The following is a 26,253-nucleotide window of genomic DNA, read 5'->3' as shown; positions in this document are numbered from 1 at the left end:
AAAATACATTGTAACTATTTTCTGAATTGCAAGTCTAATTTGATACATATAACAAAATGGGAGGGATTTTTATGTCTAAAAGCAAATGGTATGGAATTGGCATTATTGCATCATTAATAGCGATATTAATAAGTAGTTATTTTATGTTGGGAGGTCAAGTAGAAGCGGCAACAAAGGCGGTAATTAAAGAAGGGGATGCCTATGTGATTTCCTTTAAGCAAGCTTTGAAAAAGGACAGCCTGACAAATGGCATGATTGTTGTGAAAGATGCTAGCGGAAAAGAGCTAAAACAACAAGCGCTTGTTTTAGATGAAACAAGAAAAACGTTGACTGTAAGTGGGCTACCAGTAGGTACGTATACAATTACAGTGAAGAAAGATGCTTACGAAAAGACTTCAAAGCTACTGGGTAATGAGGAATTTACAGTGCAACTTGTAGGGAAGATAGATAAAATTTCATCGGAAAAGGATTTAAAGACATATTTTGAAAACTATTTAGCAACAGAGCAAGCCGCTTCTAGCATTGAGCGAGAAGGTATGGCAACAACAGAAGATTCTAAATCAGAATCTATGGCAGATAATAGTGCAATGGGCTCTGGAGGTGGGGAATTTTCTTCAACGAATAACCAAGTAGAAGGAATTGAAGAAGGTGATATTACAGTTACAGATGGTCAATACATTTATACTCTTGTTGATAATCGAATTATTATTGTAGATGCGAAAGATTTGAAAGTTGTGAAGCGACTCGTCGTGAAAAAGGACGTTTATCCAACGCAATTGATGTTACATGATCAAACATTAATTGTGGCATACGCAGAATATGTGCAAACACAAAAAGAGCCTTATTATGACGGAAAGTCTGTTACAAAGGTCGCTTTTTATGATGTAAGTGATGCGAAAAATCCTGCACTCATTCGTGAGGTAGGCCATGATGGAGATATTGTAAACATTCGTAAATCAGGGAATTATTTATATGTTGTATCTAGTCGTACACCAAGCTACTGGATTTTACCTGAAAATCCGAATGTAGAGCTTCGTCCATCTACTTATGATGGGGATGGTGAGCAGCTACTACCATTTGATAAAATTCGAGTACTTCCAGAAAATCCTGCACCAAATTATTTAATCGTGTCGGCTATTGATGTGAGCAAGGCAAAAACAGCAAAGTGGAATACACAAAGCTTTTTAGGAAATCGTGGTCAACTCTATATGTCACCAAAAGCAATTTATATTGCGTCGATGAATTATAATTGGTTGCCATTTACATCTGGCGCTATTGAGGAAAGATCATTAGTGGATAGTACGACAAATATTGTATTGCCAAAACAGGAAAATGAAACGACGATTTACAAAATTACGATTGATAAAACATCAATTTCAATGGATGCACAAGGAAAAGTAAAGGGTTCGGTATTAAATCAATTTTCAATGGATGAGCATAATGGTTACTTACGTATTGCAACAACAGAGGGGAGTGCGTGGGGAACAGAGGCAAATTCGAAAAATCACTTAATTATTTTAGACAGCAAGCTTAAGCAGGTCGGTGCTGTGAATGATTTAGCAAAGGGTGAACGTATTTATTCGGCTCGTTTTATGGGCGATAAAGCGTACTTAGTAACATTTAAAGAAACAGATCCATTATTCGTCATTGATACGAAAAATCCAAAAGCACCAAAAGTATTAGGGGAATTAAAAATACCAGGATTCAGTAATTATTTACATCCAATTGGTGAAAATCATCTTTTAGGCATTGGATATGATACGGAATTGCGGATGGATGAAAATTCAAAAGAGCCATTTGTTGTGACAAAAGGCATGAAACTGAGCTTGTTTAATGTAACAAACTTAAATAAACCAGTGGAGCAACAGGCGGTTATAATTGGTGGATTGGGGACGTATTCAAGTGTCAACTATGATCATAAAGCGTTGTTTAGAGATTCACGTAATGACCTATTCGGATTCCCGATAACAGTATATAAAGAAACGGATGAGGAAGGTCGCCTGAAATATGAAGGTACAGGGGCACATATTTATAAAGTTACTTCTTCAGGTATTACACTTACAGGAGAATTAATGGAGCTAGCAAGACCAGGTGAGCAATATGAGGATTCATACAATACAGTTCAGCGACTTTTATATATCGATAACGAGCTGTACACTGTATCTCGCTCGAAGATTACGAGCTATGACGGCAAAACATTTAAAAAACAGCAAATGGTTGGATTTTAACTAGACTTAAAAGGAACCACAAGCACGCATTATGAGGGCATGCTTGTGGTTTTATTTGGTGTCAGCAGCGTATTAGTTCAAGTAACTGTAAGTGTTTTTCCAATCGCGCATATGCTGCCTCTGCTTGTTCGAGTGTGACAACTTGAAATTGTATCGTCTGTGTTGGTGGAAGCTGTGCAAGGCGGGGGAGATCAGCTGTAATCACTTGACCAATTTTCGGATACCCTCCTGTTGTTTGACAGTCTGCCATTAAAATGATGGGCTGTCCGCTTGGCGGTAGTTGAATGGTCCCAAACGTTACTGCTTCTGATAACAACTCAATGGGTTTTTCAAAAAAAGTGGGTCTGGGTGTATGTAAACGATAGCCCATACGATCAGCTTCTAAAGAAATTGTGTACGTTTGCTCGAGAAAAAGTCTTTGATCGGTCACACTTAGTTCGTTCCATTCAGTGCCTGTTAATATACGAATAGGCTGTTTTTGATAAAGTACATTTGGTGTGTAGTATTGCTTGGTAAAGTGCGTTGTTGAATCATTGTATGGAACTTCATCTGTTACTTTTAATGCACGGCCTTCTAAACCCCCGAGTTTTGCCTTTAAATAAGTACTCTTACTTCCCAATACAGTAGCTACATTAAATCCACCTACAATACATAAATAGCTACGTGCCCCATTACGTATGGCACCACAAGTTAACAAATCACCCGCATGAATGGTAATCGGTTTATACATTGGAATGCTTTTGTTATTAAGTGTTGCATAGATAGTTCCCCCAGTTAGAACGATTGTCGTTTGCTTTGTAAACTGAAAAGTTCCTCCAATTAGTGTCATTTCTATTGCAGCTTTATTTGTTTGGTTTAATAAGGCATTGCCAATTCGAAAGGCGACTTGGTCCATAACTCCACTAACAATAATTCCATATTGCTGATAGCCGGTGCGCCCAGCATCTTGAATAGTAGAAGAAAAACCGGGTTTAAGTACTTTTATCAAGAGGATACCTCCTTTACTGCTATAAATTTGATGCGGTCTCCAGCACGTAGTAATGTCGGTGGTGTTTCATTTGGTAAAAATAGTGGCAACGTAGTACGTCCAATAATTTGCCAGCCCCCTGGTGTGGCAAGGGGATAAATCCCGGTTTGTTCACCTGCAATGCCGACAGAACCTGCTACAATTTCAAGACGTGGCGATGTACGTCTAGGGGTAGTGATGCGCTTGTCGAGTCCTCCTAAAAATGGGAAGCCTGGTGCGAAGCCAAGCATGTATACGATATATTCTTTCGATGTATGTATAGCAATGACTTCTTCCGGTGTTAGACCATTTACTTCGGCAACATATTGTAAATCAGGGCCTTCTACTCCACCATAATGAACGGGAATTTCTATGACACGAGTGTTGTGATCTGTTGTAATGTCGACCGTTGTTAGCAACTCCTCAATATATTGTTTCACTTTTTCTGCACTTGTTTTTGTAAAGGGGGTTTTTAATGACTTTGTTACTAAAATGGGATCATAGTAGACGCAGAAATTTGTATAACTCGGCACAATTTCAAGTAAACCAGGAAAAGGCTTTTGCTTCAGTTGCACTATGTAATGTTGAATTAGTTGCTGTGCTTGTTCGTTTATCGTATCACTGACCACAACGAATACGGCACCCTCACTTAGTTGTTTAAACTGTAATTTTATCATTGGCTTACCTCGAAAATTGGATAGGTGAACTTTCATAAATATGGCATAATAGTAGCATAATGAATCGGAAAATTCCAAAAATAGGAGAGTGTGAAACATGCGTGTGGATTTGAATTGTGATTTAGGGGAAAGCTTTGGTCGGTATAACTTAGGCGAGCAAGAGGAAATATTAAAATATGTGACATCGGCTAATATTGCGTGTGGGTTTCATGCAGGAGATCCCACAGTTATGCGTGAAACCGTAGAGCTTGCCATCAAGAACAATGTACAAATCGGTGCACATCCAGGACTTCCAGATTTAAATGGCTTTGGTCGTCGTGAAATGAATATTACTTCACAAGAGGCATATGATATGGTCGTCTACCAAATTGGTGCATTGCAAGGGTTTTTAACGGCAAAGGGCATCAAAATGCAGCATGTGAAGCCACATGGTGCGCTCTATAATATGGCGTCGGTAAATCGTGAGCTTGCACAGGCCATTGCAAGCGCAGTATATGATTGTTCCCCACACTTACTATTATATGGCTTAGCATCGAGTGAATTAACAAAGGCTGGTGAACGAATTGGCTTATCAACCGTTCATGAAGTATTTGCGGATCGTACCTATCAGCAAGACGGGAAATTAACATCCCGTAAACAACCAAATGCGCTTATTACAGATGAACAGCAAGCCATTGCACAAATCATTCAAATGGTGAAGGAAGGACAAGTTACAACGGTTCAAAAAAACATTGTCCCATTAAGGGCAGACAGCATTTGCATACATGGAGATAGCAAACATGCCGTAGCTTTTGCAAAGCGTACAAAAGAAAGCTTGCTAATGCAGGGGGTTGAAGTGATGGCATTTATAAAATAAGGGGCTGGATAAAAAAAGGGTTTTGTAATGAAATCATTACAAAACACCTCTTTAAGTTACTTCTCATGTAGTTGTAAAATCTCCGATACGGTCACAAATTCATAACCTTCGCTTTGTAAATATTTTAGCACCGGTTCAAGTCCGTCTGCTGTTGATTGATGAATGTCATGCATTAACACAATTGCGTTGTTATGTAGCGATTTTTGTATCATCGGTAATAAACTAGATGGATCACGGTGCTTCCAATCGAGCGTATCAATTGTCCAGTTAATGGATTGGCGCGGAATAATGGCGCGTACTGAGTCATCGATGGCGCCATACGGTGGACGGAACAGAGTTGAATTTTCGCCAATGGCATTTACAATTGCTTGCTCTGTTGATTCAAATTCCTTTTTAATGTCCGCAGCCGACATTTTTGTTAAGACGGGATGCGTCCAAGAATGGTTGCCAATTTCATGACCTGATTGGCGTATTTCAACTACTAAATGAGGGTAGTATTGGACGCGGCTCCCAAGCATGAAGAAAGTCGCTTTTGCGTCGTATTTTGCAAGCAATGATAAAATTTGTTTCGTAACTTGTGGATGTGGACCGTCATCAAATGTTAGCGCGATATGCTTTTTTGTTGGATCCAATTCCTTTGGTGGCTGAATTGTTTCACCAGCTTGCATGCCAATTTGGAAATCAGCAGAAAGTAATGGATTGATAAAAGATAACGATATTTCAACCGTTGGTAGCCCAGCTTGTGACTTAGTAATTTCACCTTCATCGAAATAAATGACAAGCGACTCCTCTTGTAATGAAAAACGTTGGAATAACTCCCACTTTGGCTCAGTAGCTTTCTTTAATTGTTGCTCTAAAATTTGCCCCTCAAACTTCGGGTTTTTCTCAATGTCGGATTGAATATGCGTTGCTAATGTTTCTAAGCTTTTTAAGTCATCATTTAACAATGTTTGCATATTAAAGAGCTCACCCGTTTCGTGATCGATTAAAAAAGTTTGAACTGTCGTTTGGTGTTCCTCGTTATTTAAAACAGTTTTATTTGTTAATACGAATGAATAGTAGTGATCATGCTCATATGTTTCAAAACTGATGTTGAGCTCGCCGGTGTGCTCTTTCACATCTTGTAATCGCATCGTACTTATGTAATAGTCTTTAGAAGCTTCAATGTAAGCTAAAATTACTTCATTGAATGATTCAAACTTAGTAAGTGGATATTGAATAGCAAATGGCATTTTTTCGTCATTAGAAATATCTGTTACGATGCGTACTCCTGGAAAGCTTGATTCTTCTTCAGAAATATTTGAGGTGGCCTCCGTAAAAGTATCTTCTTTCATTGAGAAGATAGGTTCTTCACTTAACACGGTTAAGTAAACGATGGCAGTCCCAAGAATAAAAATAGTACTAATGAGTAGTAAATCAATCCAAGGTCCGCGTCTTTTCCGAGGTGTTTTGTTCATGCTGTATGCGCCCCTTTCTTTGAAAAAAGTATTATAACACCATAAAGGTGTTTGGTAAAATATGTGATTTTTACTTTTATATAGTACGTAAGGAAAATCAAGAAAATGAACGTATCCACGTAGCACAAAACGTCTGAAAAAAGGCTGTCTTTTTCATGGAACATCAAGTAATATGGGCTAATAAGTGGAAGGAGGTCCGAAGTGTAATGAATTCTGAGCATAATGAATTGGCGATTGACTGCTTTTTACTGGCGGGTCGCATCATGATGGAAAGTGGTGCGGAGACATATCGTGTAGAAGATACAATGTTACGAATGGCCCGCTCACAAAATATGATGGACGCACAAAGCTATGTCACACCGACGGGAATTATTTTTTCACTCGGTCGGACTCAGCCTACAAGAATTACATCGATTTCGACGAGAATTACTGATTTACATCGAATTGTCCTCGTTAATAATGTTTCGCGTAAGCTTACATCTCAAATAATAACACTAGAGCAGGCGTATGACGAGCTAAAGAAGATAGAAAAGACAAATTATTTTTTACCAATTATTTTACAAGTTTTGGCAGCTAGTATAGCGAGTAGTAGCTTCCTTTTAATGTTTAAAGGGATGTTAAGTGACATTCCGGCGGCATTTATTGCAGGAGGCCTTGGACTTTACATTGTTACGATTATTCATAATGTTACTCGGGTAAAATTTTTCTCGGAATTTTTAGCAGCGGTTGGTGTTGGTGTAGTCGCTTCGATTGCTGTACATTTCGGATTTGGAACGGAAGTTGACAAAATTATTATTGGCTCCGTTATGCCGCTTGTACCGGGATTGCTCATTACAAATGCTGTGCGGGACCTCATGGCTGGGCATTTTACATCAGGTATGGGAAAGGGAGCGGAAGCTTTTTTAACAGCATTTGCTATTGGCTCAGGTATTGCACTTGTGCTGTCATTTTAAAGGAGGGCAATGAGAATGGTAATCGACAATGTCTACTTGCAAGTACTAATTAGTTTTGTAGCAACCGCTTGCTTCGGTGTCGTTTTTAATGCCCCGACGAAAGCGATACCTGCCTGCGGATTTGTAGGGGCTGTTGGCTGGGCTATTTATTATTTATTAGTGGAGTATGGACTCGACGAAGTACGAGCTTCCTTTATCGGAGCTTTTGTCGTGTCACTTGTAGCACATATTTTTGCTCGTAGGTTCCGAATGCCGATGATCATTTTTAGTGTTTCAGGTATTATTCCGTTAGTACCAGGTGGAATTGCGTACAATACGATGCGCAATGTCATGGAATATGATTATATTATGGGTTTACAAAACGGTATGCGCGCGTTTATGATTTCAGGTGCAATTGCGATGGGACTTGTATTTGCAGAAGTAATAATGCAAGTACTATTGAAATCAAAAAATAAAGGAAAAACGTCGATTCAATCATTTATGAAAGCCAAAAAAAGAAGCTCGTAAACTACACTTAAAAGTAGTTTTACGAGCTTTTTTATATGCTAGAAAAGATGAGTTACTTCAGAACTCGAAATCGGCTTACTAATATGATAGCCTTGCAATGCATTGCACCCATACTCTGTTAGAAGTTGTTGTTGTTCTTCGGTTTCAACACCTTCTGCAATGACTGTTAAATTCATTGATTTTCCTAATTGAACCATACCGTTAACAAGCTGTTGGGCCTTGTCAGATTTGAGTAGGGCATCAATGAAAGTTTTATCAATTTTTAAAGAAGAAATTGGTAGAAGCTGCAAGTAACGGAATGACCCGTATCCTGTTCCGAAATCGTCTAAAACAAAGTCAATACCTGCGTTCTCAAGGGTACGCATTTGATGAATAATACTTGTTTCTGATTCTGCTTCTAGGGCAAATTTTTCAGTAATTTCAATTTGAATTAATTCCGCTGCACAACCTGTACGATCAAGCGTTTCTAATATGGAGTTGGCCATGTTTTTATCGCGGAATTCACGTACAGAGACATTAATGCTTACTTTCATATTGTGACCAGCTTGCTTCCAAGCAATTGCTTGCTCACATGCTTTTTCAAGCATAAACGAACCAATGTTATTAATTAATCCTGTTTCCTCGGCGATTGGAATTAATTCGTCTGGAGAAACAACGCCAATCTCCTCATCTTCCCAACGTACAAGTGCTTCTACTGCCGAAATTTTGCCCGTTTTTATGTCGAGTTGAGGTTGATAAAGCGCATGTAAATTTTTTTGGTCAAGCGCTAATAATAAACGCTTTTCAACGATTGACTTACGATTTAACGCAGCATGGGATGATTTAGATAATGAAACGATACTATTACCACCAGCTTCACGTACAGAGGCAATCGTAGCTAACGAAGCTTTCATTAATTGAGAAAACGACGATTGATCTTCCGGATAACGTGTAATACCACCACTAATTGAAAGAGGCACAGCAGCACTGCCATTATAAATTGGGTGTTGCTGTAAATAAGTTAAAAAGCCTTGTGTAAACCATTCTGGAAGTGGTGTAATAACAACAAATTCATTTTCGTTAATGCGTGCCATCGTGCTATCTTGGAAGTACATTTTCATACGCTTTGTAAATTCAATAATGAGCGAATTCCCTGCCACATCATCGTGGATGTCTTTAATCGTATAAAACTTATCGATGCTTAAATAAACAAATGAGAAATGTCGATTTTCTTCAATCATTTTCGACGTAATTTGAGCAAGGCGATGGACATTCATCATGTTTGTTTCAGGATCTATATAGGCAATTTTCTCTAGCTGGAACTGAACCGTTTTGTCCTTCGTAATATCATGTTCGACTAACACATATTGATTCGTTTGAGGTGTTTTACCGAACAACGGAATAGCTGTTAAGTGTACCCAGTAGGGCTGCTCGTCCTTTGTTATTTTTTGAACTTCACCTTGCCAAACTTGTCCATTTTGGATAGTTTTCCAAATTGCTTGCGCTTCCTTTGATGCTTCTGAGGTATTTGGGAAAAGTTGCCAAAATGTTTTTCCAATAACACGCTTCGGTGTCCAATGGCTTGTTTTTAAAAAGGCTTGATTCGTTTGAATAATAAAACCATCGTAATCAAGTGTAATCGTCATAAAGGATTGATGAATACCCTTTTTGAGGTCCTTTAATTGTTGCTGTTCTTCATCAAGAGAACGTATATTATCTGTAGGAACACAGAGCACATAAACCGCTTCTTTATTTTCAAAATCAGTTGGCTTTGTATACAATGTCACGTTCACCGTGCCTTGATTTTTTGTCGTAATAGGCACGTCATTTAGTCGAAGAGGCTGGGTGCACGACAAAATTGATTCAATGATGTCTTCGCTAATCGCTGCGAATAGTGTTGTATGCACCGTCTCTGTCTGTAAATCCTCTATCTCTTTACCAGTATAGTCAAAATGTGTAAGATGCGCACTTACTACTTTTCCTGTAGGAAGAAGAAGAAAAGATGGGAAAGGAGTAACATGCAACGTTTCGTTATCCAGGGAATAAGTTTGTTCATTTGTCATGAGCTAGGTCTCCTTCATTCGTAAATTTATACTATAATTATAATAAAATAACAGCCATTAGTCACTCTCTAATAGAAAATCATTATAAGATAAAGTGGAATTATAGGATTTATGTCTTATTATTAGAATGAATGACTCGTTAATACAAATTTCTTACATTGTTATTTTTTGATTATGGAAGTTATTTCATTTATTCTAGTTCCTTATAAATAATTGCATAAGTAGTATAATAAACAAATAGTATTAAAGTCTATTGTACTATATTTTACCAAATGAGTATTTAAACATACAAATGAATTATACTTATACATCTAGTACCCAATTATTGAAAAAATAATAGAGATAATTACATAATTTAAGCGAAATTAGGTTTTATGTAATTGTAAATTCATAATAATGAATGGAGTTCGGAAAATTTTCGGCTTTCTAATTGCTAATCTGAGCGAGCTTTACTAAAATAAGAGCATTATAGTTTGAATTGGAGTAGAAGCAATGAATTTATCGGCAATTACGGTGTCGTTTCCTTTAGATAATGAAACTTATGAAGAGCTTCAAGGGCTATGTAAAGTAGCTTCGGCTTGTGATGGACAGGTTTATCATAATGTGATGAATTTGCCGATTGCAAAAAGCGAAGCGTCGCGAGGATTTTATGTACTCGTGTACAATGATGATAATAATGAGCTAGTTAGCGCTGGTACAGCTGTGGATTTAATGGGCTTAAATACGTACGAATGGTCAATAGTAGTAGCGCCAATGTATCGTCAGCTCGGCATTGGTACAGCAATACTAAATGTATTGCGTGATGGGATGGAAATGCGCAGTAGTGAAGGTGAGCTTGCAATAATGATGGAGGGCTCACATTTTGGAAAGGATTTTTTGCAGCGTAATGGTTACTTGTATAGCTTTTCAGAGGCCACATTAGAAGCACGTGCAGAGGTATTCATTGGGAATATGGATGTGTCTCTACGTGAGTTTATGCAAAAGGATACAGAAGCATTAGTAGCGATTTTTAGTGAAGCTTTTGGTGATACGCGTAGTGAATCATTAGAGCTTATTGAATTTAATACGACAACAGAAGGCTTGAAAATCTGGACAGCAGAGTTAAATGGGGATGTCGTAGGCACTGTGACGACACGAAAAGAGGGCGAAGTGCAGTGGGTTACGGCCTTTGCAGTTGCACCTAGTATGCAGGGACGCGGTATCGGAACGCAAATCCTAAGATGGGTAAAGGATTATGCGGTACGTAATGGAGAGAAGACGATTATACTTGATGTAGAAATCGAAAATAGTTGCGCACTACATGTTTATGAAAAGGCTGGATTTATGAAATCTTCACAGTTGGATTATTTTGTTCGACTGTAAAATTAATAGAACTTAGTCAGTAGCTCACTATTACTTTATAAAGTGTTAAAGGGAATAGTTCAAATGGATAAATAATTCTCTAATAAATTGCATATATTATTGTACGAAAGTGAGGAGGGGATCGATCATGCGCTTACCGGCCTTACCGAAAAGTTCAAATCAAGAAAAACCATCTCGCCTCAAACGATTAAGGCAATTTTTTTTAGAAAAAATGAAATGGCAAAGGCCATATATCAAAGTGCCAAAGCGAAAGTGATGAAAGGGAGCTCCTTCTAATAATTGAGGGAGCTCCCTTTTATTTACTATGCTAACAAAAACGTTTCCTTCGATGGTCCGATTAAATAAAGCTCATGCATTGCCCGCGTTAAGGCAACGTATAATAGCTTCCTGTCAATGGCATGGTCATAGTACGGTGTGTCAAAGGCAACAATCATCACCGCGTCAAACTCGAGTCCCTTTGCTAAGTGGCTCGGCACAACAAGTAGTCTATTCTGATCAATCGATGAATTTTCATCAAGCAGCTGTGCAGGGAAGTTTACCTGCTCGAGTTCTTTCACAATATACTTTGCTTCTTCAACAGTTTTGCAAATAAGAGCGATAGATCGATGGTTGCTCGCCTTAATATTTTCAAAGGTTTGTTTAATAATTTGTGTGTTGAATACCTCTTGCTGAATAAATGAGGGTGCCTTGCCATGACGTACTACTGGCTCAACAAGCGGTAAGTCCTCTTCCATCTGCATTAAAATTTCGTTTGCCACTTCCATTATTTCAATCGTTGTTCGGTAGCTTTTTTGCAATGTCGCATAAGTTGCACGAGGAAATAGCTCCAGCACTGGTGACCATTCGTTTAATGCACGATAGCTATGAATTCCTTGGGCTAAATCGCCAACCATCGTGAACATATCGGTTTCTAACCCTGTCTTTAATGCGGCTAGTTGGAAATAGCTATAATCTTGCACTTCATCGATAAAGACTACACGCATTTTCCACTGCTCGTCGATGCCCTTTATTTTCGCTTGTAAATAATAAAGGGCAGCGAGATCTTCTAGTACCCACTTTTCTTTTTTATGCGCCTGGATAAATTGCTCGACCTCAGCAAGTGTCCATTCTGGTGCAATGTCATTTAATAATTCGCGATTTGTCACAATGTCTCGATAAGCTTGTTTAATTTTTGCTTTTTGGAATTTTTTCATATAAACAGAGGCAGTTGTTTTCGCTTCCTGTTTAATTTTTGGAATACGTTCATCTCGTTCATCAATAAATTTAGTGACCACACGGCGACGCTTCACATCATCACGTATGCCATTGAGTGAGCGACCAATTGCTTCCTCGTAGCGTGCATTTAATGTCGAAAGCACTGTTGTCGATTTACGTTTTACTTCCGTTTGAATGACCTTTTTAATGCGTTCCAATCGTTTTTCAATCGGCATATAATGAAATTCGATTAAAAACAGCTTACGTAAATGCTCACCTTTCATAATGCGATATTTTTCTATATAGACATCGTCAAATAGTACAGCAAGCTGCTCTTCGTAGTGTTCTAAATACCGATCCATCATGAGCTGATAAAAGGGACTACCTTTAATTTTTGAAATCATAAAGTTTTCTTCTACTTCACATTTTTTTGCAATAAGTTGCTCTAGCTGCTCATTTGGATTTTGTAATTTCAGTTTAATTTTCGTAGCATTTTGTACATAATCCGCATAGGTCGTTTGGCAAATTTTATCGACACCAAGCTCTGGTAAAACATCGCCAATATAGTCGATGAATAATTGGTTCGGCGCTAAAATCATGAGCTGTTCAGGTTTAAAATGTTCTCCCATCGTGTAAAGGAAATAAGAAATACGGTGTAGCGCAATCGTTGTTTTACCTGAGCCAGCAGCCCCTTGTACGAGAATAGGCTGGCGTAAATGAGCGCGAATGATTTCATTTTGCTCTTTTTGAATAGTCGAAACGATTTCAGTTAAGCGTACGTCCGCTTTTCCTTCGAGTGCTTCTTGGAGGAGCTCATCATTGGTTGTTAAATCAACATCACGGTAATCAAGCAACTCAGCATTATCTATTTTATATTGACGTTTCGCAAAGAGGTGTCCATTTAATTCTTCACCGCGTACGTTGTATGTTAAATCACCAAGACGTCCGTCATAATAGACGTTTGCAACAGGAGAACGCCAATCGACGATGATAGGTTCATGTGTTTCACTATGGAAAAGTGAGGTTTTTCCAATATAAAGTAGCTCCTCAGCTTCGCCCTCACGTTGAAAGTGAATGCGTGCAAAATAAGGCTTTTGGCGAATCGCTTCAAGCCCTTCCTTTTGATTGCGGGCCATTTCGAAAAACCGTGTGTTCGTTAGGATATTTAAAAAACTGTCACTCGAATCGATGTATTCTAGATTGGCCATGGCGCTTCGAATATTGTCCTGTGCTGCTTGAATGTTTTGTTTCGAGCTTTGCAAAATTTGGTCCATATAATGCACTGTGTCAGTTAGGCGTTTATGCTCGATTTCGAATTCTTTTTGTTCCATCGTCATTGTCATTCCCCCAATCGTTTTCTAAAGTCAGATACTAATCTTATCAAACTATTTGTAACGGTTTCAAGATGACGAGGAAAAAATTGACTGTCAGTTTTCACTAATAAATGTAAAGTATGAAACAGAGCCTTACATGAATGTAATGTAAAGAACGATATCCTAAAAAGCAGAAAAATATCTTTTTATAGGTAAATTAAACTGTTGTTTCGAGCATTTGAAACGTTGTTATTATAAGGGAATTGTAATAATCATATGTTAAAGTTAAAAATTTCTTGTTAAAAATATGATTCTCTCTTATACTGCATGCATGAGGTCGGCTTTGGAAGAAGGTATTAACTATAGTAACGATAGATTCTGATATAAAAAGTAACTTCTATTATTTTTTTATTAAAAAGAGGCGAGAACAACATGAATAAACGGCTAAACGAAATCCAATTTGCCAGGGCTTTTGCGATGTTTGCAGTGCTATTTGTGCACTTTAGTTCGACTGGTTTAGGCACAGTATTGCCTGAATCAGGGACGTTTTATGTCTATTCGACATTTAATACTCTTGGTAAAATTGGTGTTCCAGTTTTCTTTTTCTTAAGTGGACTTGTATTGTTTTATAGCTATAATAAACGTCCATTTACAAAAGATACGATTATTAGTTTTTACAAAAAACGATTGAAATATATAATTGTTCCATACATTTTTATTTCAATTTTATATTTTGCCTGTAAGGTATATCTTTACTACGATTTCACATCGCTATCAGTAATGTTACAGCGGTTCTTCGATGAACTATTGCATGGTAAGGCTTATACTCATTTATACTTTTTATTTGTATTAATCCAATTTTATTTAGTTTTCCCACTGCTTTTATATATGTTCAAAAAGGTAAAGGTGCATGTACTTACGGTATTAGTTATTTCGTTGCTACTACAATTTGCATGGTTTTATGTGAATAAAAACTATGTTCAATTAGAGGCAAGAGGCTCCATTTTCCTTTCGTATTTGTCATTTTTCTTATTTGGGGCAGCTGTAGGGGTCAACTACTTAAAGCTTGACGAATGGTGGAGTGCAAATAAAAAGAAATGTGGATTCTTTGCGGTAGTACTGTTTTCAATTGCGGCAGGTAGCCTAATTTTTGTTGATATATCGATTCGTATCGGTACGATTGCGGAGTGGCTCCCTTCAACCCCATATCGTTCTTATATTTTTGACGGACTTTGGGTACTTCTAGGGTTAGCGGGCTGTATGATGACTTTGTGGTTAGGGAAAATGGTCATTGCGCTAGATAATGAGCCATTGAGTCGCTTTTTAAATCGCTTAGCGAGTCTGTCATTCGGCATCTACTTGCTACACCCATTTTTCTTAATCTTTTTCCGAGACGCATTACCAGCAAATACGCCGCTTGTCTTTCATAGTTGGCAGCTTTTCACTGCGATTGCGATTACCGCGATTTGTTGGGTACTGACCCATTATATTAGTAAAATGAAATACGGCTGGTTATTAATCGGCAAGTAAAAAGAGCGCCATAAATGATAGATGAAATACCTATCATTTATGGCGTTTAAATTGTATAAAAAGAAGATTAGAAACAGACAATTAAGAGTGAAATCACCATTTTGCGACATGCTCCTCAATGCAACCGAGCATTTGCTGAATGTTTAACGTTTCGCCGCTTTCAAGCTGGATGATCCCGTCGTAATAACCGACCATTTGATGCACTGATGAAGAGATGACCTTTACATTCGTTTCGGCGACGCGTTGGAAAAAGGGAACAAAGGTTAAATTCACCTGGTTACTAAATTTTGATTTAACACGCCAAGGCTTCATAAAATCAGTAGGGTCGTATTCAAAAATGACGTCTTCTGAAATTTTCGTCATAGCTCCATCTATGAAAATCGCATTTTCCGTCATACCGGTACCATCCGTCCATTGTCCGCCAAAGTTTAAGCCAATACGTTTGTCACGAACCCGTTGTGACGCCATGCCCCAGTTCCATGTTGCTTCACGAGGCCAAACACCACGTCCATAATCGAGCACTGCAAAGCTTTCATCTGGAGAAAATGTAAAACGACGATTCCCGATTTTTACGATCCCTGATGTTGGCAATGTATGATGCTTCGCTGTAAATTGGAACGTTTGGCGATTCCATGGTATGACAACGTTTAAGGATTCATCTTCCTTTGGATGTTCAATCGTTAGTTCTGCATGTAAGTGCTCTCCATCAAAATCAGGTGAAATGACCGTCAAATGGGTATCACCATTGAAATACATTAGTTGAATCGACATTTCATTGTTTGCAAATTTTACGGTTTCAAGTACTTGTGTAGGCATTTTAACTCGTGCGCCGAGTGGTATCGTAATGGTTTTTTCAAAATAACGCTGTGTTTCATATTCGAGGAAATAAACGAAGCACACAGCAGCATAATCTAAATGGCTAATTGTCGCAGAAAATAAAATTTCCTCGCCGTAAACGCACCAATAGTTCCATTTTTTCTTACGCATAAAATGACCTGACAAATTGCAATCAATAATCGGTTTACGCGCAAAACCGATTGCCTCAGGGTTTAAATTCCCTTTTTTATCGCAAAGTGAAGTCGGTTGTGTAATTTCTCTTTCTGCGTGTTGCCTCATTTTAAATCCCCCTAAACTGTATCGAAGTATTATTAAAAATATTGTATCAGACATTTCAAAAAACAGGTTGTTTTCGCGCTCTTTTTCATATAAATATTCCCTCTAACTACATAAAACATAAATTTTCGACATACGATGAGGAAAGCTTGTGAAATGGAGGAAATGTTTTGGCTGCTGTATATAATCGCGCCGAGGCTGTTGCTTATGCGAATCGTTGGTGGGATGGTTATAATCCGCAATTTCCAGTGTTTCAGGATGACTGTACAAATTTTATTTCGCAATGTTTATATGCAGGGGGAGCACCGATGCGGGGTATGCCCAACCGGGAGCAAGGATGGTGGATGATCGGTTTAAATGAACGTTGGAGCTATAGCTGGACGGTCGCGCATTCACTTCGCTGGTATTTAGAAACATCTAAGTATGGATTAAGAGCAACACGCGTGTATTCCCCTTCTGAGCTGCAGCTTGGGGACGTTATATTTTATGATTTTGAAGGCAACGGAAGAATTGATCATAGTACGATTGTGACACGAATAGAGGATGGTATTCCTTATGTAAATGCGCATACGATGAATAGTGCAAATCGCCTGTATAACTATGAAAATTCGACCGCGTACACACCACAAATGCGCTATTACTATTACCATATTGCTGATGAATTTTAACCGTGAAATGAATCTCGGAAGATGTTAACTTAACACAATTTATGATAAGGTGATAGTAGTGAATGAAGGAGGTTTTATCGATGACTTTAACAGTAAAAGATGCAATTAAACAACGTCGTTCGATTAAGAAATTTAACGGGCAAATTGTTGAAAAAGAGTCTGTCCTAGAAATTTTAGATGATGCCAAATGGGCCCCAAATCATGGTAACCGTCAACCTTGGCGTGTCGTAGTAGGGGCTGGTGAGCAATTAGCCAATGTCCATGAACTATTACGTGATTTAGCGATTCCAAAATGGCAGGAGCTTTCCGAGGATACACTTGCAACGCAAATGCAGAAATTTACGCTAGCGGGAGCATATGCCTTCGTATTAGTAACAGAAGATATGCGTCAAAAAGAACGTTTAGAAGACTATGCTGCAACGTCTTGCTACTTACAAAACGCTCAGCTGCTTGCATGGGAAAAAGGGATTGGTACGTGCTGGAAAACACCAGGCTTCTTAGATCACCCAAAATTCCGTGAAGCATTAAACGCGCAGTCCAATGAGCGTGTCATTGCCATGCTTCAATTTGGTCATTACGACGAAGCGCCAAATGCAAAAGAACGTAAGGAAGTTGCGGACTTTGTGACAGAATTCGGTAAATAATCAAAAATGAAAAAACGAAGGTCCTAAAATGAACTGCCTACTAATTGTTAGACGCGGGAAAGTTCAAAAGGGGTCTTCGTTTTTAATTTTAAATGGAAAAAAGGTAAATGAAGGATAAAGAATTTGTTATTTTATAATAATTTTTAAAAATAGCGAACTGAGTATAGGTATAAGAGAATAGATAATAGGGTGCAATTAAATACTAAATATTTGAAAATGTATTCAAATTACATCTTTGTTGTGAAATAATAATATTTGTTAGTTAAATATTATTTTCTTCTTTGGATGAATTAATAGAACTAAATAAAAAGTGGATTAAAGGAGTAGTTATGCGTTACAAAAGTTTAAAGACACGTTTGATTGTCATCTTACTATTAGTTGGTATTCTTCCAGTAGCAACGACTATAACTTATAATTTTTTCGCAACATCGAATAGCTTTAATGAAGTGCAGCAGGAGGAGCAACAGCATCTTGAGCAGGCGGTATCAACCCATTTTGCAAAAACGGCAGCCGATTTACAGTACATAGCAGAAATTTATGCAAAAGATGAACGTGTACAACAATTATTAAACGGATCAAGTAACGAAATACAAATTCAAGAAGGGGTAGCACTTTTCAAACAATTAGAAAAAGAGCATGGTCTAACAGTTTTTGAAGTTGGTGATGCAAATGGCGTTGTAGCATTGCGCGGTCATAATCCTGAAAAATCAGGAGATGATAAGTCTGATATCGAAGCCATTCAACAAGCTTTAAGTGGGAAATCGTTAAGTGGCTTTGAATATGGGGCAAGTGGACTTTCGGTTCGTGCCTTTGCTCCAATTGAACAAAATGGTCGTGTTCTAGGAACGTTACAAATAGGACTAGGGAATGAATTTATTAATGAAATCCAAGCGCTTTTCCCAAGTACGATCATACATATTTTAAATGAATCAGGCGAGGTTGTTCGTTCCTCTGATGAGACGTTTGTTGGACAGAAATTTGCTAATACTGGCGTAACAAAGGCGATTGGTGGGAAACAAACGCGAATAAAAGGTGAAGAAAACAATGCTATTGAAAGTTTCTTACCGATTTTAGAGCCAACTGCTACGACAGCTGTTGGGGTATTAATGCTTGTACAAGACATTGAAGCGACAGAAGCAACAATGAATAGCATTATTAATATGGGAGCGTTTATTTTAATAACGACAATTCTTGTAGCGGTAGTTGTAGCCATTTTTTATGGGCAAACATTAACAAAACCAATTGTAAAAACAGCGGCTATGATGAATGTGTTAAGTGCTGGAGACTTAACAAAACGTATAGAAAAAGCAGAGCGTCGAGATGAAATCGGGCAGTTAATGAATGATATGAAGGTAATGCAGGAGCATTTACATACAACCATTTCGGAGGTAGCCGAAGCATCTCATACCGTTTCGCTGGAAAGTACATTGCTTGCTCAATCTACGAGTGACGTATCCAGTGGTTCAGAGGCAATTGCCGAAACGATGGAAAGCTTATCGCGCGGTGTAGAAAAGCAAACCCATGAAATTGCTGAAGTATCTGAAATCATGACAGAGTTCTCTCAAAATCTACAGGAAACTTCTCAGCAAGGCAGTCATCTTGAAGTGCTCTCTAAAAATGTGCTGACGCTGTCAATGGATGGTTCGGAACGAATTCATCGTTCAAATGGTCAAATGCAGGAAATCCATCAAATGATGGAGCAATCGATTGGGAAAATGGAAGATTTGGACAATCAAGTTGGACAAATTACTTCATTTGTTTCCATTATTGAAGATGTGGCAAACCAAACGAATTTACTCGCACTCAATGCCTCGATTGAAGCGGCACGCGCTGGAGAGCATGGAAAAGGCTTTGCAGTAGTGGCAGAAGAAGTTCGCGCATTAGCAGAGCAAGTGAGAGGTTCTGTTTCGGAAATTACGAACATTGTAACAACAATCCAAGGTGGTTCACGTGAAGTGAGTCAGTCATTGAAAAATGGCTTTAGTCAGGTAGAGAATGGTACGAATCAACTTGCAATAACAGCAGGGACATTTACGGAAATTGAGCAATCGGTTTCACAAATGGCGATGTTTATTCAACAAGTTATAGCACATTTAGGGGAAATGAGTCGCGAAGGGCAAGTAATCAACCAATCGCTACAGGAAATTTCAGCTATTACAGAGGAAACTGCCGCCAGTGTGGAAGAAACGACCGCGACGATTGTGCAAACTAGCGTTACAATGGCAGATGTGGCAAGCGCTACAGGGGAATTATCGAAGTTAGCAGAACAGTTAAACCAGGTCGTGAAAACTTACAAAATTTAAATGACAAAAGCTACGCAGGGAGAAAAAATCTCTCATGCGTAGCTTTTTTTAAAAGAGTTCATCAGCAAGAACCTAGTTTATAAATCACCATTTCCCGTTACTTCTGCTCTAAATATGGAACACGCTTACGCTCGTAAATGACACCATATATTACCGTCATCATTATGACACTCGCAACGGTCATAATAATACACGGCATTAAATAATCACGGCTCATCGCCAATAAAATGTCTGTTCTGAACCAGTTTTGGAACGGAATCCCGAAGCTAAGCAAGGCCGTGAAAAATAGGAGCTTTACCCCAATATGCTTCCCTTTCATCTTCTTCATCATGCCGTTGACAAATAATCGGAGCATCGCAAGTCCGAGCCCAACAAAAAAGAAAATAATTAAATACAGTTTAACTGTTTCATCTAATATAAACGCTTTACCAATTAAAAAAGCAACGATGGCAAGCGAAATAGCTAACATAATTTTTGCTTTATTCTTCATAATATAATGCCTCCTAAAAGTATTGAACACTTTGTTGATTACAGTTATTAGTTTAAAATTATAGCTAAATGAAAGCAATCGACACTATTTTTTGAACTGTTGAGTGGAGGGGTTATGATGTCGGTATATGACCAAATGAACGAACAAACGAAACAACGCATTGAAGAAACTTTTTTAGCATTGATGTCGAAAAGCGCGTTTAGCAAAATTTCTGTTCGAGATATTACAACAACTGCAGCTATTAATCGCGGTACATTTTACTTACATTTTACAGACAAGTATGAGCTACTTGAAAAAATTGAGTGCAAGCTACTTAAAGGTCTTGCTAAAGCATGCGCTGACATACAGCCAGAGAAAGTATTACAGGAGGCAAGAAGTGGTACACTGTCACAATTCTCAATGCAGGTGTTTCATTATATTGATCGGCATGCCTTAAAATTTCGAGTTTTACTATCAAGTCACAATCAATCTGGCTTTGTAAAGCGATTACAGCGTTTTTTTATCGAGCAGTTTTCACAAAAATATTCAAACCATCGTCTAACAGTAAGTGATCCACAGCTCCCGGTTCATTATTTAGCGGCTTTTGCGGCATCGGCTTTTTTAGGGGTCATCGAAGAATGGTTAATGACGGAGGCACATGAATCACCAGAACAAATCGCAGAATATTTTGTCCGCATTATTTTAACGATTCAAAATTATAATTAGTCATGTTAATTTGAAAAGTGTTTTCATATAGTTTAAAAGGGAAAGAGGGTTATAGAAAATTTTGGAGGGATGCAAATGTTGAGTAATGAGGAAAAACGTACAATTGATGTCGCGTATACAAAACATGAAATGCTAGAAAAACTCCAGGAACTACGAAAGTCACCCGAAATTGTCGATCAAAATAAAATTTATATTTTAACAAAACATGTAAATGAATTTCATGCGCTAAGCCGTGATCATCAAATCGAACTTGTCACAACACATGGTATTCGAAGTTTTATGAAATCGCTTATTTTTAAGGAGACACCGATTGAAAGAGCACTACGTCGCATGAATTTATCACCAACTGAACGGAGTGAATATGAAGCAGTCATAAAGGCTGGTGGTATATTGCTTATATCTGGGCGTGACCCTTTTAATGAACAGGAATGGACAGGTCATACGTTAAACAAATGGATAACGAATCAATTTAATACTTCCAATTTAATTAATCGTAATGTAAAGGAAATTCGTCAAGTGCCATATCAAAGGGAGTCACAAATATATGTTACAACAGTCACTGGGGTATCGGGAGATTACGGACTTAACAATGCACCTATAGATGATGATGTCATCCCGTTAAAGGATAATCAGCGCTATGTCCGTCATCCGAAAACAAAGGTACTTAGCATTTATCAAGGACCACACGAATAAATCAGGGCGAGGCTGGGACAAAACCAAAACATCATTTTTCTCGAGTGAGAAAAATGATGTTTTTTTTTATTGGTTTCCGTTGCGGGGACGCTTTCCGGGGACGTGGCCTGAGCCTGTAGTCTCAGGCATCACGCTATTCCCCAGGAGTCGCCCCTCCACTACAACCAATTTTTAATACTGTATTTTACCGTAAATAGAGAAATTTTTACTTCTGTCCCAGACTCGTTTCTTTTTATTCTTATTACATTCGACAATGTGTAATGAGAAAAAGGTTTTCTTCTCATAATTGAAGAAATTAAACAGTAGCTTCATCCAATAAGCTAACAAAGGGGATAGAACATCAAGTAAACGAAGGGGGCGTATATTAGGGATGGATAAGGTAGTTACAACAATCGAGCAAGCGATCGCACATATACAGAACGGTGCGACTGTACTCGTCGGGGGCTTTGGACTGTGTGGAATCCCGGAAAACTTAATCAAGGCTGTACGAGATAAGGGAATAAAAGAGCTCACCGTTGTAAGTAATAACTGTGGGGTTGATGATTTTGGTCTTGGACTATTATTACAACATAATCAAATTAAAAAGATGATTGCATCCTATGTAGGAGAAAATAAAACCTTTGAGCAGCAATTTTTGCGAGGGGAGCTAGAGGTCGAGCTAACACCTCAAGGAACACTTGCAGAGCGTATTCGCGCAGGTGGAGCCGGTATTCCTGCGTTTTATACAGCTACAGGTGTTGGTACACCCATAGCTGAAGGGAAGGAAGAAAAGATCTTTGACGGCAAAACCTATATTTTGGAGCAAGCGATTACCGGAGATTTTGCACTTGTCAAAGCATGGAAAGCGGATCGTTCTGGAAACTTGGTGTTCCGCAAAACATCTCGCAACTTCAATCCACTTGTCGCAACAGCAGGAAAAATAACGATTGTCGAAGTAGAGGAACTTGTCGAAGTCGGTGAGTTAGATCCGGACGGCATACATTTACCAGGCATTTATGTGCAACATATCGTCCATGATTTGTCTTATGAAAAACGGATCGAACGCCGTACAGTAAGGGAGGACGACTAAATGGAGACACGTATGAAAATTATTCGTCGGGCCGTTAAGGAAATTAAGGATGGGATGTATGTCAATTTAGGAATCGGTATGCCGACACTTATCGCTAATGAATTTCCATCTGACTACAATGTTTTTTTACAGTCGGAAAATGGCATGCTTGGCATTGGTCCGTATCCAACGGAAAGTGAAGTGGATGCCGACTTAATTAATGCTGGAAAGGAAACAGTGACAGCGAAAGCAGGTGCCGCCTATTTTGATAGCGCGGAAAGCTTTGCGATGATCCGTGGAGGCCATATTGATGTAGCAATTTTAGGTGGAATGGAAGTGTCTAAAGCTGGCGACCTTGCCAATTGGATGATTCCAGGGAAGGTCGTGAAGGGGATGGGCGGTGCAATGGATTTAGTCGTTGGTGCAAAAAAAGTTATTGTTATTATGGAGCATACGAATAAGCATGGGGAATCCAAAGTTAAGAATACATGTACGTTGCCGCTTACTGGGAAGGGTGTTGTTCATCGACTCATCACAGAACTTGCAGTATTTGATTTCGTAGATGGGCAGATGTATTTGACAGAGCTTCAAGATGGCGTGACGCTTGAGGAAGTGAAGGAGAATACAGAAGCCACATTTGAAGTAAGGATTTAAAAAAGGGTGTCACGGAAGGATAGCATATCGACCTTTCGTGACACCTTTTTTAGTTGGAATAACGTTATGAGTTTAAACATAATAAAAATGTTTAATTTTTTATTTATATTCAATTAGTTGGGAATCTGTTTTATCAAGTGGAAACTGTAATATAGGCAAACGGAATGAATGAAAAACTGTATGGTAGTCCGTACATATGTAGGTGCATTTTTGAGCTGAAAAAGTGTATTCAGCAGCTTATATCGTTTGATAGTGAGTGGAGTAGGAAAAATCTGAAATGTATCGAATAAAAAATAATGTAAAAAATATTAATGAACAAAAAAATCATTTGTATTAATATACAACTTTATAAAAGTCAGAAAATTGTTTTGTTTAAGTTGTTTATTATGACAATGTATTTAATTGCAATGCAGTGGATAATTGTAGTTTAATATGCAAAAATAATGAATAAAACGACCAAAATCTACCTATTTAACTGTCTGATAATTTTAACATATAAAATTAATGCAAATTGTTGTTGCATATTTATACACACCAGAGTAGAATGAAGTAGCACTTATTTGAGGTGCATTTTATTGTAAATAACATCGTAAAGATTATGAAATCCAGATAAATTATTATTGTGAGGTCCTAAATTATGTCGGATTGGTTAGATTTATATAAAGAAATGGGCGATTATTTAGCGCCAAGTATGGCAAAGGATCACCCAAATCTTCCAGTAGTAAAAGAAGAAGGTTGTTATTATTATGGCGCGGATGGTAAGAAATATTTAGATTTTACATCTGGCATCGCTGTAACAAATACAGGTCACCGTCATCCAAAAATTGTGCAAAGCATTAAGGATGCAGCCGACCAATTAGTACATGGTCCATCAGGTGTTATTATGTACGAATCCATTTTAAAGCTTTCTGAGAAGTTAGGTGAGGTGTTACCTGGTGATTTAGGTTGTTTCTTTTTCGCAAATAGCGGGACTGAAGCAATTGAAGGCTCACTGAAATTAGCGAAGTTCGTGACAGAGCGTCCTTATGTTATTTCATTTACAGGTTGCTTCCACGGTCGTTCAATGGGTGCTCTAGGTGTTACGACGTCAAAAAGCAAATACCGTAAATTTTTACAGCCTTCGCATCTTTCATACCAAATACCGTATGCAGATGTAAAAGCTGTACCAGCTGGCGAAGACCCAGAAGTGTACTGCGTTGAACAGCTTGAAAAAGATTTCAAAAAGCTATTCAAACACCAAGTAACACCTGAAGAAGTTGCCGCAGTGATTTTAGAGCCAGTGCTAGGTGAGGGTGGCTACATCATTCCTCCGAAAGCTTGGGTAAAGAAAATTCGTGAAATTTGTGACGAGCATGGTATTTTATTAATTTTCGATGAAGTACAAACAGGCTTTGGCCGTACAGGTGAATGGTTCGCAGCCCAATACTTCGACGTAACGCCGGACATTATGGCAATTGCAAAAGGGATTGCATCAGGCTTACCACTAAGCGCGACAGTTGCTTCAAAGGAATTAATGAAAAAATGGCCAATTGGCTCACATGGTACAACATTCGGTGGAAACCCAATCGCCTGTTCAGTAGCGTTAACAACGCTAGAAATTTTACATGAAGAAAATTTAATCGAAAATTCTCGCCTTGTCGGTGCATATGCTCGTGACCAACTACTTAAAATGAAAGAGAAATACCCAATTATTAGCGATGTGCGTTCTGCTGGGTTAATGATCGGTATTGAGCTATCAAACCCTGAAACAGGTGAAGTGGATGGACAAGCAGTAGGTGAAGTACTAGATTACGCTCTTGAAGAAGGTGTACTCTTCTACTTATGTGGCAATGAAGGTGAAGTTATCCGAATGATTCCACCACTTACGGTGACAAAAGAACAAATTGACGAGGGCTTACACATGTTAGAAAAAGCTATTCAAACATATTTATCAAAATAATAGGAGATGAAACAAATGAACAAAAAGTGGTTACTAGCAGTTTTAACAACACTTGTCATCGCTGTACTAGCAGCATGTGGCACATCAGAAGAAAAAGATTCTACTTCAGGCTCAGAAACTAAAGGTGAAGAGAAAAAAGTTTTAGTAATGGGTACTTCAGCAGACTATGCACCATTCGAATATGTCGACACTGCAAAAAGTGATGAAATTATTGGTTTTGATATCGACCTTGCAAAAATGATCGGTGAAAAATTAGGCTATGAAATCAAAGTAGAAAACATGGACTTCAACAGCTTAATCCCAGCTTTACAGGCAAATAAATTCGACATCGTTTTAGCTGGTATGACACCAACTCCAGAACGTGAAGAAGTTGTAGATTTCTCAATTCCTTACTATGAAACAGAGCAATACTTAGTTTTCAAAAAGGAAAAATCATACAAAGAAATGGCTGATGTAGCTGGCGGTGTAGTAGGAGCACAAATTTCTTCAATCCAAGAAGAATTAGCGAAGGAGTTCGGTGAAGAACACGGATTCAAAGTAGAAAGCCGTAACTTAATTCCAGAGTTAATCCAAGAATTAAAAACAGGTCGTTTTGATGCAACGGTTATTGAAAACATCGTTTCTGAAAACTACTTAGCTTCTAATGACGATTTAGCAGCATTCCCAATCGTTGTTGAAGAACCAGACTTCAAAGCTGCAGTATTCCAAAAGGGTAGCGATTTAAAAGTAGGATTTGATAAAGCGATTGAAGAATTAATCGCAGACGGTACAATCGAAGAACTTAAGAAAAAATGGTTCGTAGTAGAATAATCAAGGGTTAAAACCAACGTCATCCAGCATTATTTAGGCTGGGTGACGTTTCTGCCGTTAT

Annotated in this window: 22 protein-coding genes; 15 read left to right on the top strand and 7 right to left on the bottom strand. The window is 38.2% G+C overall.

What is annotated here, in order from left to right:
- The first annotated feature begins 71 nt into the window (after nucleotides 1-71).
- Complete coding sequence (locus MKZ17_RS18000) at nucleotides 72-2,228, top strand: beta-propeller domain-containing protein (RefSeq protein WP_340725115.1); 2,157 nt, start codon at nucleotides 72-74, stop codon at nucleotides 2,226-2,228.
- Nucleotides 2,229-2,289: 61 nt separating this feature from the next.
- On the opposite strand, the gene MKZ17_RS17995 is transcribed toward MKZ17_RS18000, so the two are convergent.
- The gene (locus MKZ17_RS17995) at nucleotides 2,290-3,216 is read right to left on the bottom strand and encodes a 5-oxoprolinase subunit C family protein (protein WP_340725114.1); all 927 of its coding nucleotides are present in this window, start codon (nucleotides 3,214-3,216) and stop codon (nucleotides 2,290-2,292) included.
- Nucleotides 3,213-3,911: a 5-oxoprolinase subunit PxpB gene (pxpB, locus tag MKZ17_RS17990; RefSeq protein WP_340725113.1), complete on the bottom strand. Its 699-nt coding sequence runs from the start codon at nucleotides 3,909-3,911 to the stop codon at nucleotides 3,213-3,215. Before pxpB ends, MKZ17_RS17995 begins: the two co-directional genes overlap by 4 nt.
- Nucleotides 3,912-4,008: 97 nt before the next feature.
- On the opposite strand from pxpB, the gene MKZ17_RS17985 reads away from it, so the two are divergent.
- Nucleotides 4,009-4,767: a LamB/YcsF family protein gene (locus MKZ17_RS17985; RefSeq protein WP_340725112.1), complete on the top strand. Its 759-nt coding sequence runs from the start codon at nucleotides 4,009-4,011 to the stop codon at nucleotides 4,765-4,767.
- A gap of 56 nt (nucleotides 4,768-4,823) precedes the next feature.
- Here the strand turns inward: MKZ17_RS17985 and MKZ17_RS17980 are convergent, their stop codons facing one another.
- Nucleotides 4,824-6,224, bottom strand: coding sequence for a polysaccharide deacetylase family protein (locus tag MKZ17_RS17980; protein ID WP_340725111.1), 1,401 nt, complete (start codon nucleotides 6,222-6,224; stop codon nucleotides 4,824-4,826).
- A gap of 206 nt (nucleotides 6,225-6,430) precedes the next feature.
- Here MKZ17_RS17980 and MKZ17_RS17975 point away from each other — a divergent pair, with 206 nt between their 5' ends.
- Both MKZ17_RS17975 and MKZ17_RS17970 read left to right on the top strand, forming a co-directional pair.
- The gene (locus tag MKZ17_RS17975; protein ID WP_340725110.1) at nucleotides 6,431-7,177 is read left to right on the top strand and encodes a threonine/serine exporter family protein; all 747 of its coding nucleotides are present in this window, start codon (nucleotides 6,431-6,433) and stop codon (nucleotides 7,175-7,177) included.
- A gap of 15 nt (nucleotides 7,178-7,192) precedes the next feature.
- Nucleotides 7,193-7,684 carry a threonine/serine exporter family protein gene (locus tag MKZ17_RS17970; RefSeq protein ID WP_340725109.1) on the top strand — a complete coding sequence of 164 codons (492 nt, stop codon included), beginning with the start codon at nucleotides 7,193-7,195 and terminating at the stop codon, nucleotides 7,682-7,684.
- Between the two features lie 38 nt (nucleotides 7,685-7,722).
- On the opposite strand, the gene MKZ17_RS17965 is transcribed toward MKZ17_RS17970, so the two are convergent.
- Entirely contained in the window at nucleotides 7,723-9,726 is a 2,004-nt protein-coding gene (locus MKZ17_RS17965; RefSeq protein ID WP_340725108.1) for a sensor domain-containing protein, read from the bottom strand.
- 492 nt (nucleotides 9,727-10,218) lie between these two features.
- Here MKZ17_RS17965 and MKZ17_RS17960 point away from each other — a divergent pair, with 492 nt between their 5' ends.
- Entirely contained in the window at nucleotides 10,219-11,088 is an 870-nt protein-coding gene (locus MKZ17_RS17960) for a GNAT family N-acetyltransferase (protein ID WP_340725107.1), read from the top strand.
- A 302-nt stretch (nucleotides 11,089-11,390) separates the two neighbouring features.
- Here the strand turns inward: MKZ17_RS17960 and helD are convergent, their stop codons facing one another.
- Complete coding sequence (helD, locus tag MKZ17_RS17955; protein WP_340725106.1) at nucleotides 11,391-13,619, bottom strand: RNA polymerase recycling motor HelD; 2,229 nt, start codon at nucleotides 13,617-13,619, stop codon at nucleotides 11,391-11,393.
- A 408-nt stretch (nucleotides 13,620-14,027) separates the two neighbouring features.
- Between helD and MKZ17_RS17950 the strand changes: the two genes are divergently transcribed.
- Complete coding sequence (locus tag MKZ17_RS17950; RefSeq protein ID WP_340725105.1) at nucleotides 14,028-15,125, top strand: acyltransferase; 1,098 nt, start codon at nucleotides 14,028-14,030, stop codon at nucleotides 15,123-15,125.
- A gap of 93 nt (nucleotides 15,126-15,218) precedes the next feature.
- Here the strand turns inward: MKZ17_RS17950 and MKZ17_RS17945 are convergent, their stop codons facing one another.
- Nucleotides 15,219-16,241 (bottom strand): DUF2804 domain-containing protein, encoded by a 1,023-nt coding sequence (locus tag MKZ17_RS17945; RefSeq protein WP_340725104.1) that lies wholly within the window; start codon nucleotides 16,239-16,241, stop codon nucleotides 15,219-15,221.
- Between the two features lie 167 nt (nucleotides 16,242-16,408).
- Here MKZ17_RS17945 and MKZ17_RS17940 point away from each other — a divergent pair, with 167 nt between their 5' ends.
- The 3 genes from MKZ17_RS17940 (at nucleotide 16,409) to MKZ17_RS17930 (ending at nucleotide 19,853) form a co-directional block, all read left to right on the top strand.
- The gene (locus tag MKZ17_RS17940) at nucleotides 16,409-16,906 is read left to right on the top strand and encodes an amidase domain-containing protein (RefSeq protein WP_340725103.1); all 498 of its coding nucleotides are present in this window, start codon (nucleotides 16,409-16,411) and stop codon (nucleotides 16,904-16,906) included.
- Nucleotides 16,907-16,986: 80 nt separating this feature from the next.
- Nucleotides 16,987-17,550 carry a nitroreductase family protein gene (locus tag MKZ17_RS17935; RefSeq protein WP_340725102.1) on the top strand — a complete coding sequence of 188 codons (564 nt, stop codon included), beginning with the start codon at nucleotides 16,987-16,989 and terminating at the stop codon, nucleotides 17,548-17,550.
- A gap of 329 nt (nucleotides 17,551-17,879) precedes the next feature.
- Nucleotides 17,880-19,853: a methyl-accepting chemotaxis protein gene (locus MKZ17_RS17930; protein ID WP_340725101.1), complete on the top strand. Its 1,974-nt coding sequence runs from the start codon at nucleotides 17,880-17,882 to the stop codon at nucleotides 19,851-19,853.
- 97 nt (nucleotides 19,854-19,950) lie between these two features.
- Here MKZ17_RS17930 and MKZ17_RS17925 read toward each other — a convergent pair whose 3' ends face one another.
- Nucleotides 19,951-20,343, bottom strand: coding sequence for an MFS transporter permease (locus MKZ17_RS17925; RefSeq protein ID WP_340725100.1), 393 nt, complete (start codon nucleotides 20,341-20,343; stop codon nucleotides 19,951-19,953).
- Between the two features lie 117 nt (nucleotides 20,344-20,460).
- Here MKZ17_RS17925 and MKZ17_RS17920 point away from each other — a divergent pair, with 117 nt between their 5' ends.
- The 6 genes from MKZ17_RS17920 (at nucleotide 20,461) to MKZ17_RS17895 (ending at nucleotide 26,192) form a co-directional block, all read left to right on the top strand.
- Nucleotides 20,461-21,048, top strand: a complete 588-nt coding sequence (locus MKZ17_RS17920) for a TetR/AcrR family transcriptional regulator (protein WP_340725099.1) — start codon at nucleotides 20,461-20,463, stop codon at nucleotides 21,046-21,048.
- 75 nt (nucleotides 21,049-21,123) lie between these two features.
- Nucleotides 21,124-21,741, top strand: coding sequence for a serine/threonine protein kinase (locus tag MKZ17_RS17915; RefSeq protein ID WP_340725098.1), 618 nt, complete (start codon nucleotides 21,124-21,126; stop codon nucleotides 21,739-21,741).
- Nucleotides 21,742-22,111: 370 nt separating this feature from the next.
- On the top strand, nucleotides 22,112-22,810 hold the full coding sequence (locus tag MKZ17_RS17910) for a CoA transferase subunit A (RefSeq protein ID WP_340725097.1): 699 nt from the start codon (nucleotides 22,112-22,114) through the stop codon (nucleotides 22,808-22,810).
- Nucleotides 22,811-23,443, top strand: coding sequence for a 3-oxoacid CoA-transferase subunit B (locus MKZ17_RS17905; protein WP_340725096.1), 633 nt, complete (start codon nucleotides 22,811-22,813; stop codon nucleotides 23,441-23,443).
- A gap of 637 nt (nucleotides 23,444-24,080) precedes the next feature.
- Nucleotides 24,081-25,382, top strand: coding sequence for an aspartate aminotransferase family protein (locus tag MKZ17_RS17900; RefSeq protein WP_340725095.1), 1,302 nt, complete (start codon nucleotides 24,081-24,083; stop codon nucleotides 25,380-25,382).
- Between the two features lie 15 nt (nucleotides 25,383-25,397).
- The gene (locus MKZ17_RS17895) at nucleotides 25,398-26,192 is read left to right on the top strand and encodes a transporter substrate-binding domain-containing protein (protein WP_340725094.1); all 795 of its coding nucleotides are present in this window, start codon (nucleotides 25,398-25,400) and stop codon (nucleotides 26,190-26,192) included.
- Nucleotides 26,193-26,253: the final 61 nt, after the last annotated feature.

Origin of the sequence: Solibacillus sp. FSL R7-0682 (assembly GCF_038005985.1) — a bacterium.
In the GTDB taxonomy this organism is placed as follows: Bacteria; Bacillota; Bacilli; order Bacillales_A; family Planococcaceae; genus Solibacillus.
The sequence above is the reverse complement of the archived record's forward strand: the minus strand, read 5'-3'. Positions and strand labels throughout refer to the sequence as shown.

Coding starts and splice junctions, on each gene's coding strand:
- MKZ17_RS17900 (WP_340725095.1), top strand. CDS start 24,081: ATGTCGGATTGGTTAGATTTATATAAAGAAATGGGCGATTATTTAGCG.
- MKZ17_RS17970 (WP_340725109.1), top strand. CDS start 7,193: ATGGTAATCGACAATGTCTACTTGCAAGTACTAATTAGTTTTGTAGCA.
- MKZ17_RS17935 (WP_340725102.1), top strand. CDS start 16,987: ATGACTTTAACAGTAAAAGATGCAATTAAACAACGTCGTTCGATTAAG.
- MKZ17_RS17930 (WP_340725101.1), top strand. CDS start 17,880: ATGCGTTACAAAAGTTTAAAGACACGTTTGATTGTCATCTTACTATTA.
- MKZ17_RS17960 (WP_340725107.1), top strand. CDS start 10,219: ATGAATTTATCGGCAATTACGGTGTCGTTTCCTTTAGATAATGAAACT.
- MKZ17_RS17975 (WP_340725110.1), top strand. CDS start 6,431: ATGAATTCTGAGCATAATGAATTGGCGATTGACTGCTTTTTACTGGCG.
- helD (WP_340725106.1), bottom strand. CDS start 13,619: ATGACGATGGAACAAAAAGAATTCGAAATCGAGCATAAACGCCTAACT.
- MKZ17_RS17980 (WP_340725111.1), bottom strand. CDS start 6,224: ATGAACAAAACACCTCGGAAAAGACGCGGACCTTGGATTGATTTACTA.
- MKZ17_RS17965 (WP_340725108.1), bottom strand. CDS start 9,726: ATGACAAATGAACAAACTTATTCCCTGGATAACGAAACGTTGCATGTT.
- MKZ17_RS17950 (WP_340725105.1), top strand. CDS start 14,028: ATGAATAAACGGCTAAACGAAATCCAATTTGCCAGGGCTTTTGCGATG.
- MKZ17_RS17920 (WP_340725099.1), top strand. CDS start 20,461: ATGTCGGTATATGACCAAATGAACGAACAAACGAAACAACGCATTGAA.
- MKZ17_RS17945 (WP_340725104.1), bottom strand. CDS start 16,241: ATGAGGCAACACGCAGAAAGAGAAATTACACAACCGACTTCACTTTGC.
- MKZ17_RS17925 (WP_340725100.1), bottom strand. CDS start 20,343: ATGAAGAATAAAGCAAAAATTATGTTAGCTATTTCGCTTGCCATCGTT.
- pxpB (WP_340725113.1), bottom strand. CDS start 3,911: ATGATAAAATTACAGTTTAAACAACTAAGTGAGGGTGCCGTATTCGTT.
- MKZ17_RS17915 (WP_340725098.1), top strand. CDS start 21,124: ATGTTGAGTAATGAGGAAAAACGTACAATTGATGTCGCGTATACAAAA.
- MKZ17_RS17985 (WP_340725112.1), top strand. CDS start 4,009: ATGCGTGTGGATTTGAATTGTGATTTAGGGGAAAGCTTTGGTCGGTAT.
- MKZ17_RS18000 (WP_340725115.1), top strand. CDS start 72: ATGTCTAAAAGCAAATGGTATGGAATTGGCATTATTGCATCATTAATA.
- MKZ17_RS17905 (WP_340725096.1), top strand. CDS start 22,811: ATGGAGACACGTATGAAAATTATTCGTCGGGCCGTTAAGGAAATTAAG.
- MKZ17_RS17910 (WP_340725097.1), top strand. CDS start 22,112: ATGGATAAGGTAGTTACAACAATCGAGCAAGCGATCGCACATATACAG.
- MKZ17_RS17895 (WP_340725094.1), top strand. CDS start 25,398: ATGAACAAAAAGTGGTTACTAGCAGTTTTAACAACACTTGTCATCGCT.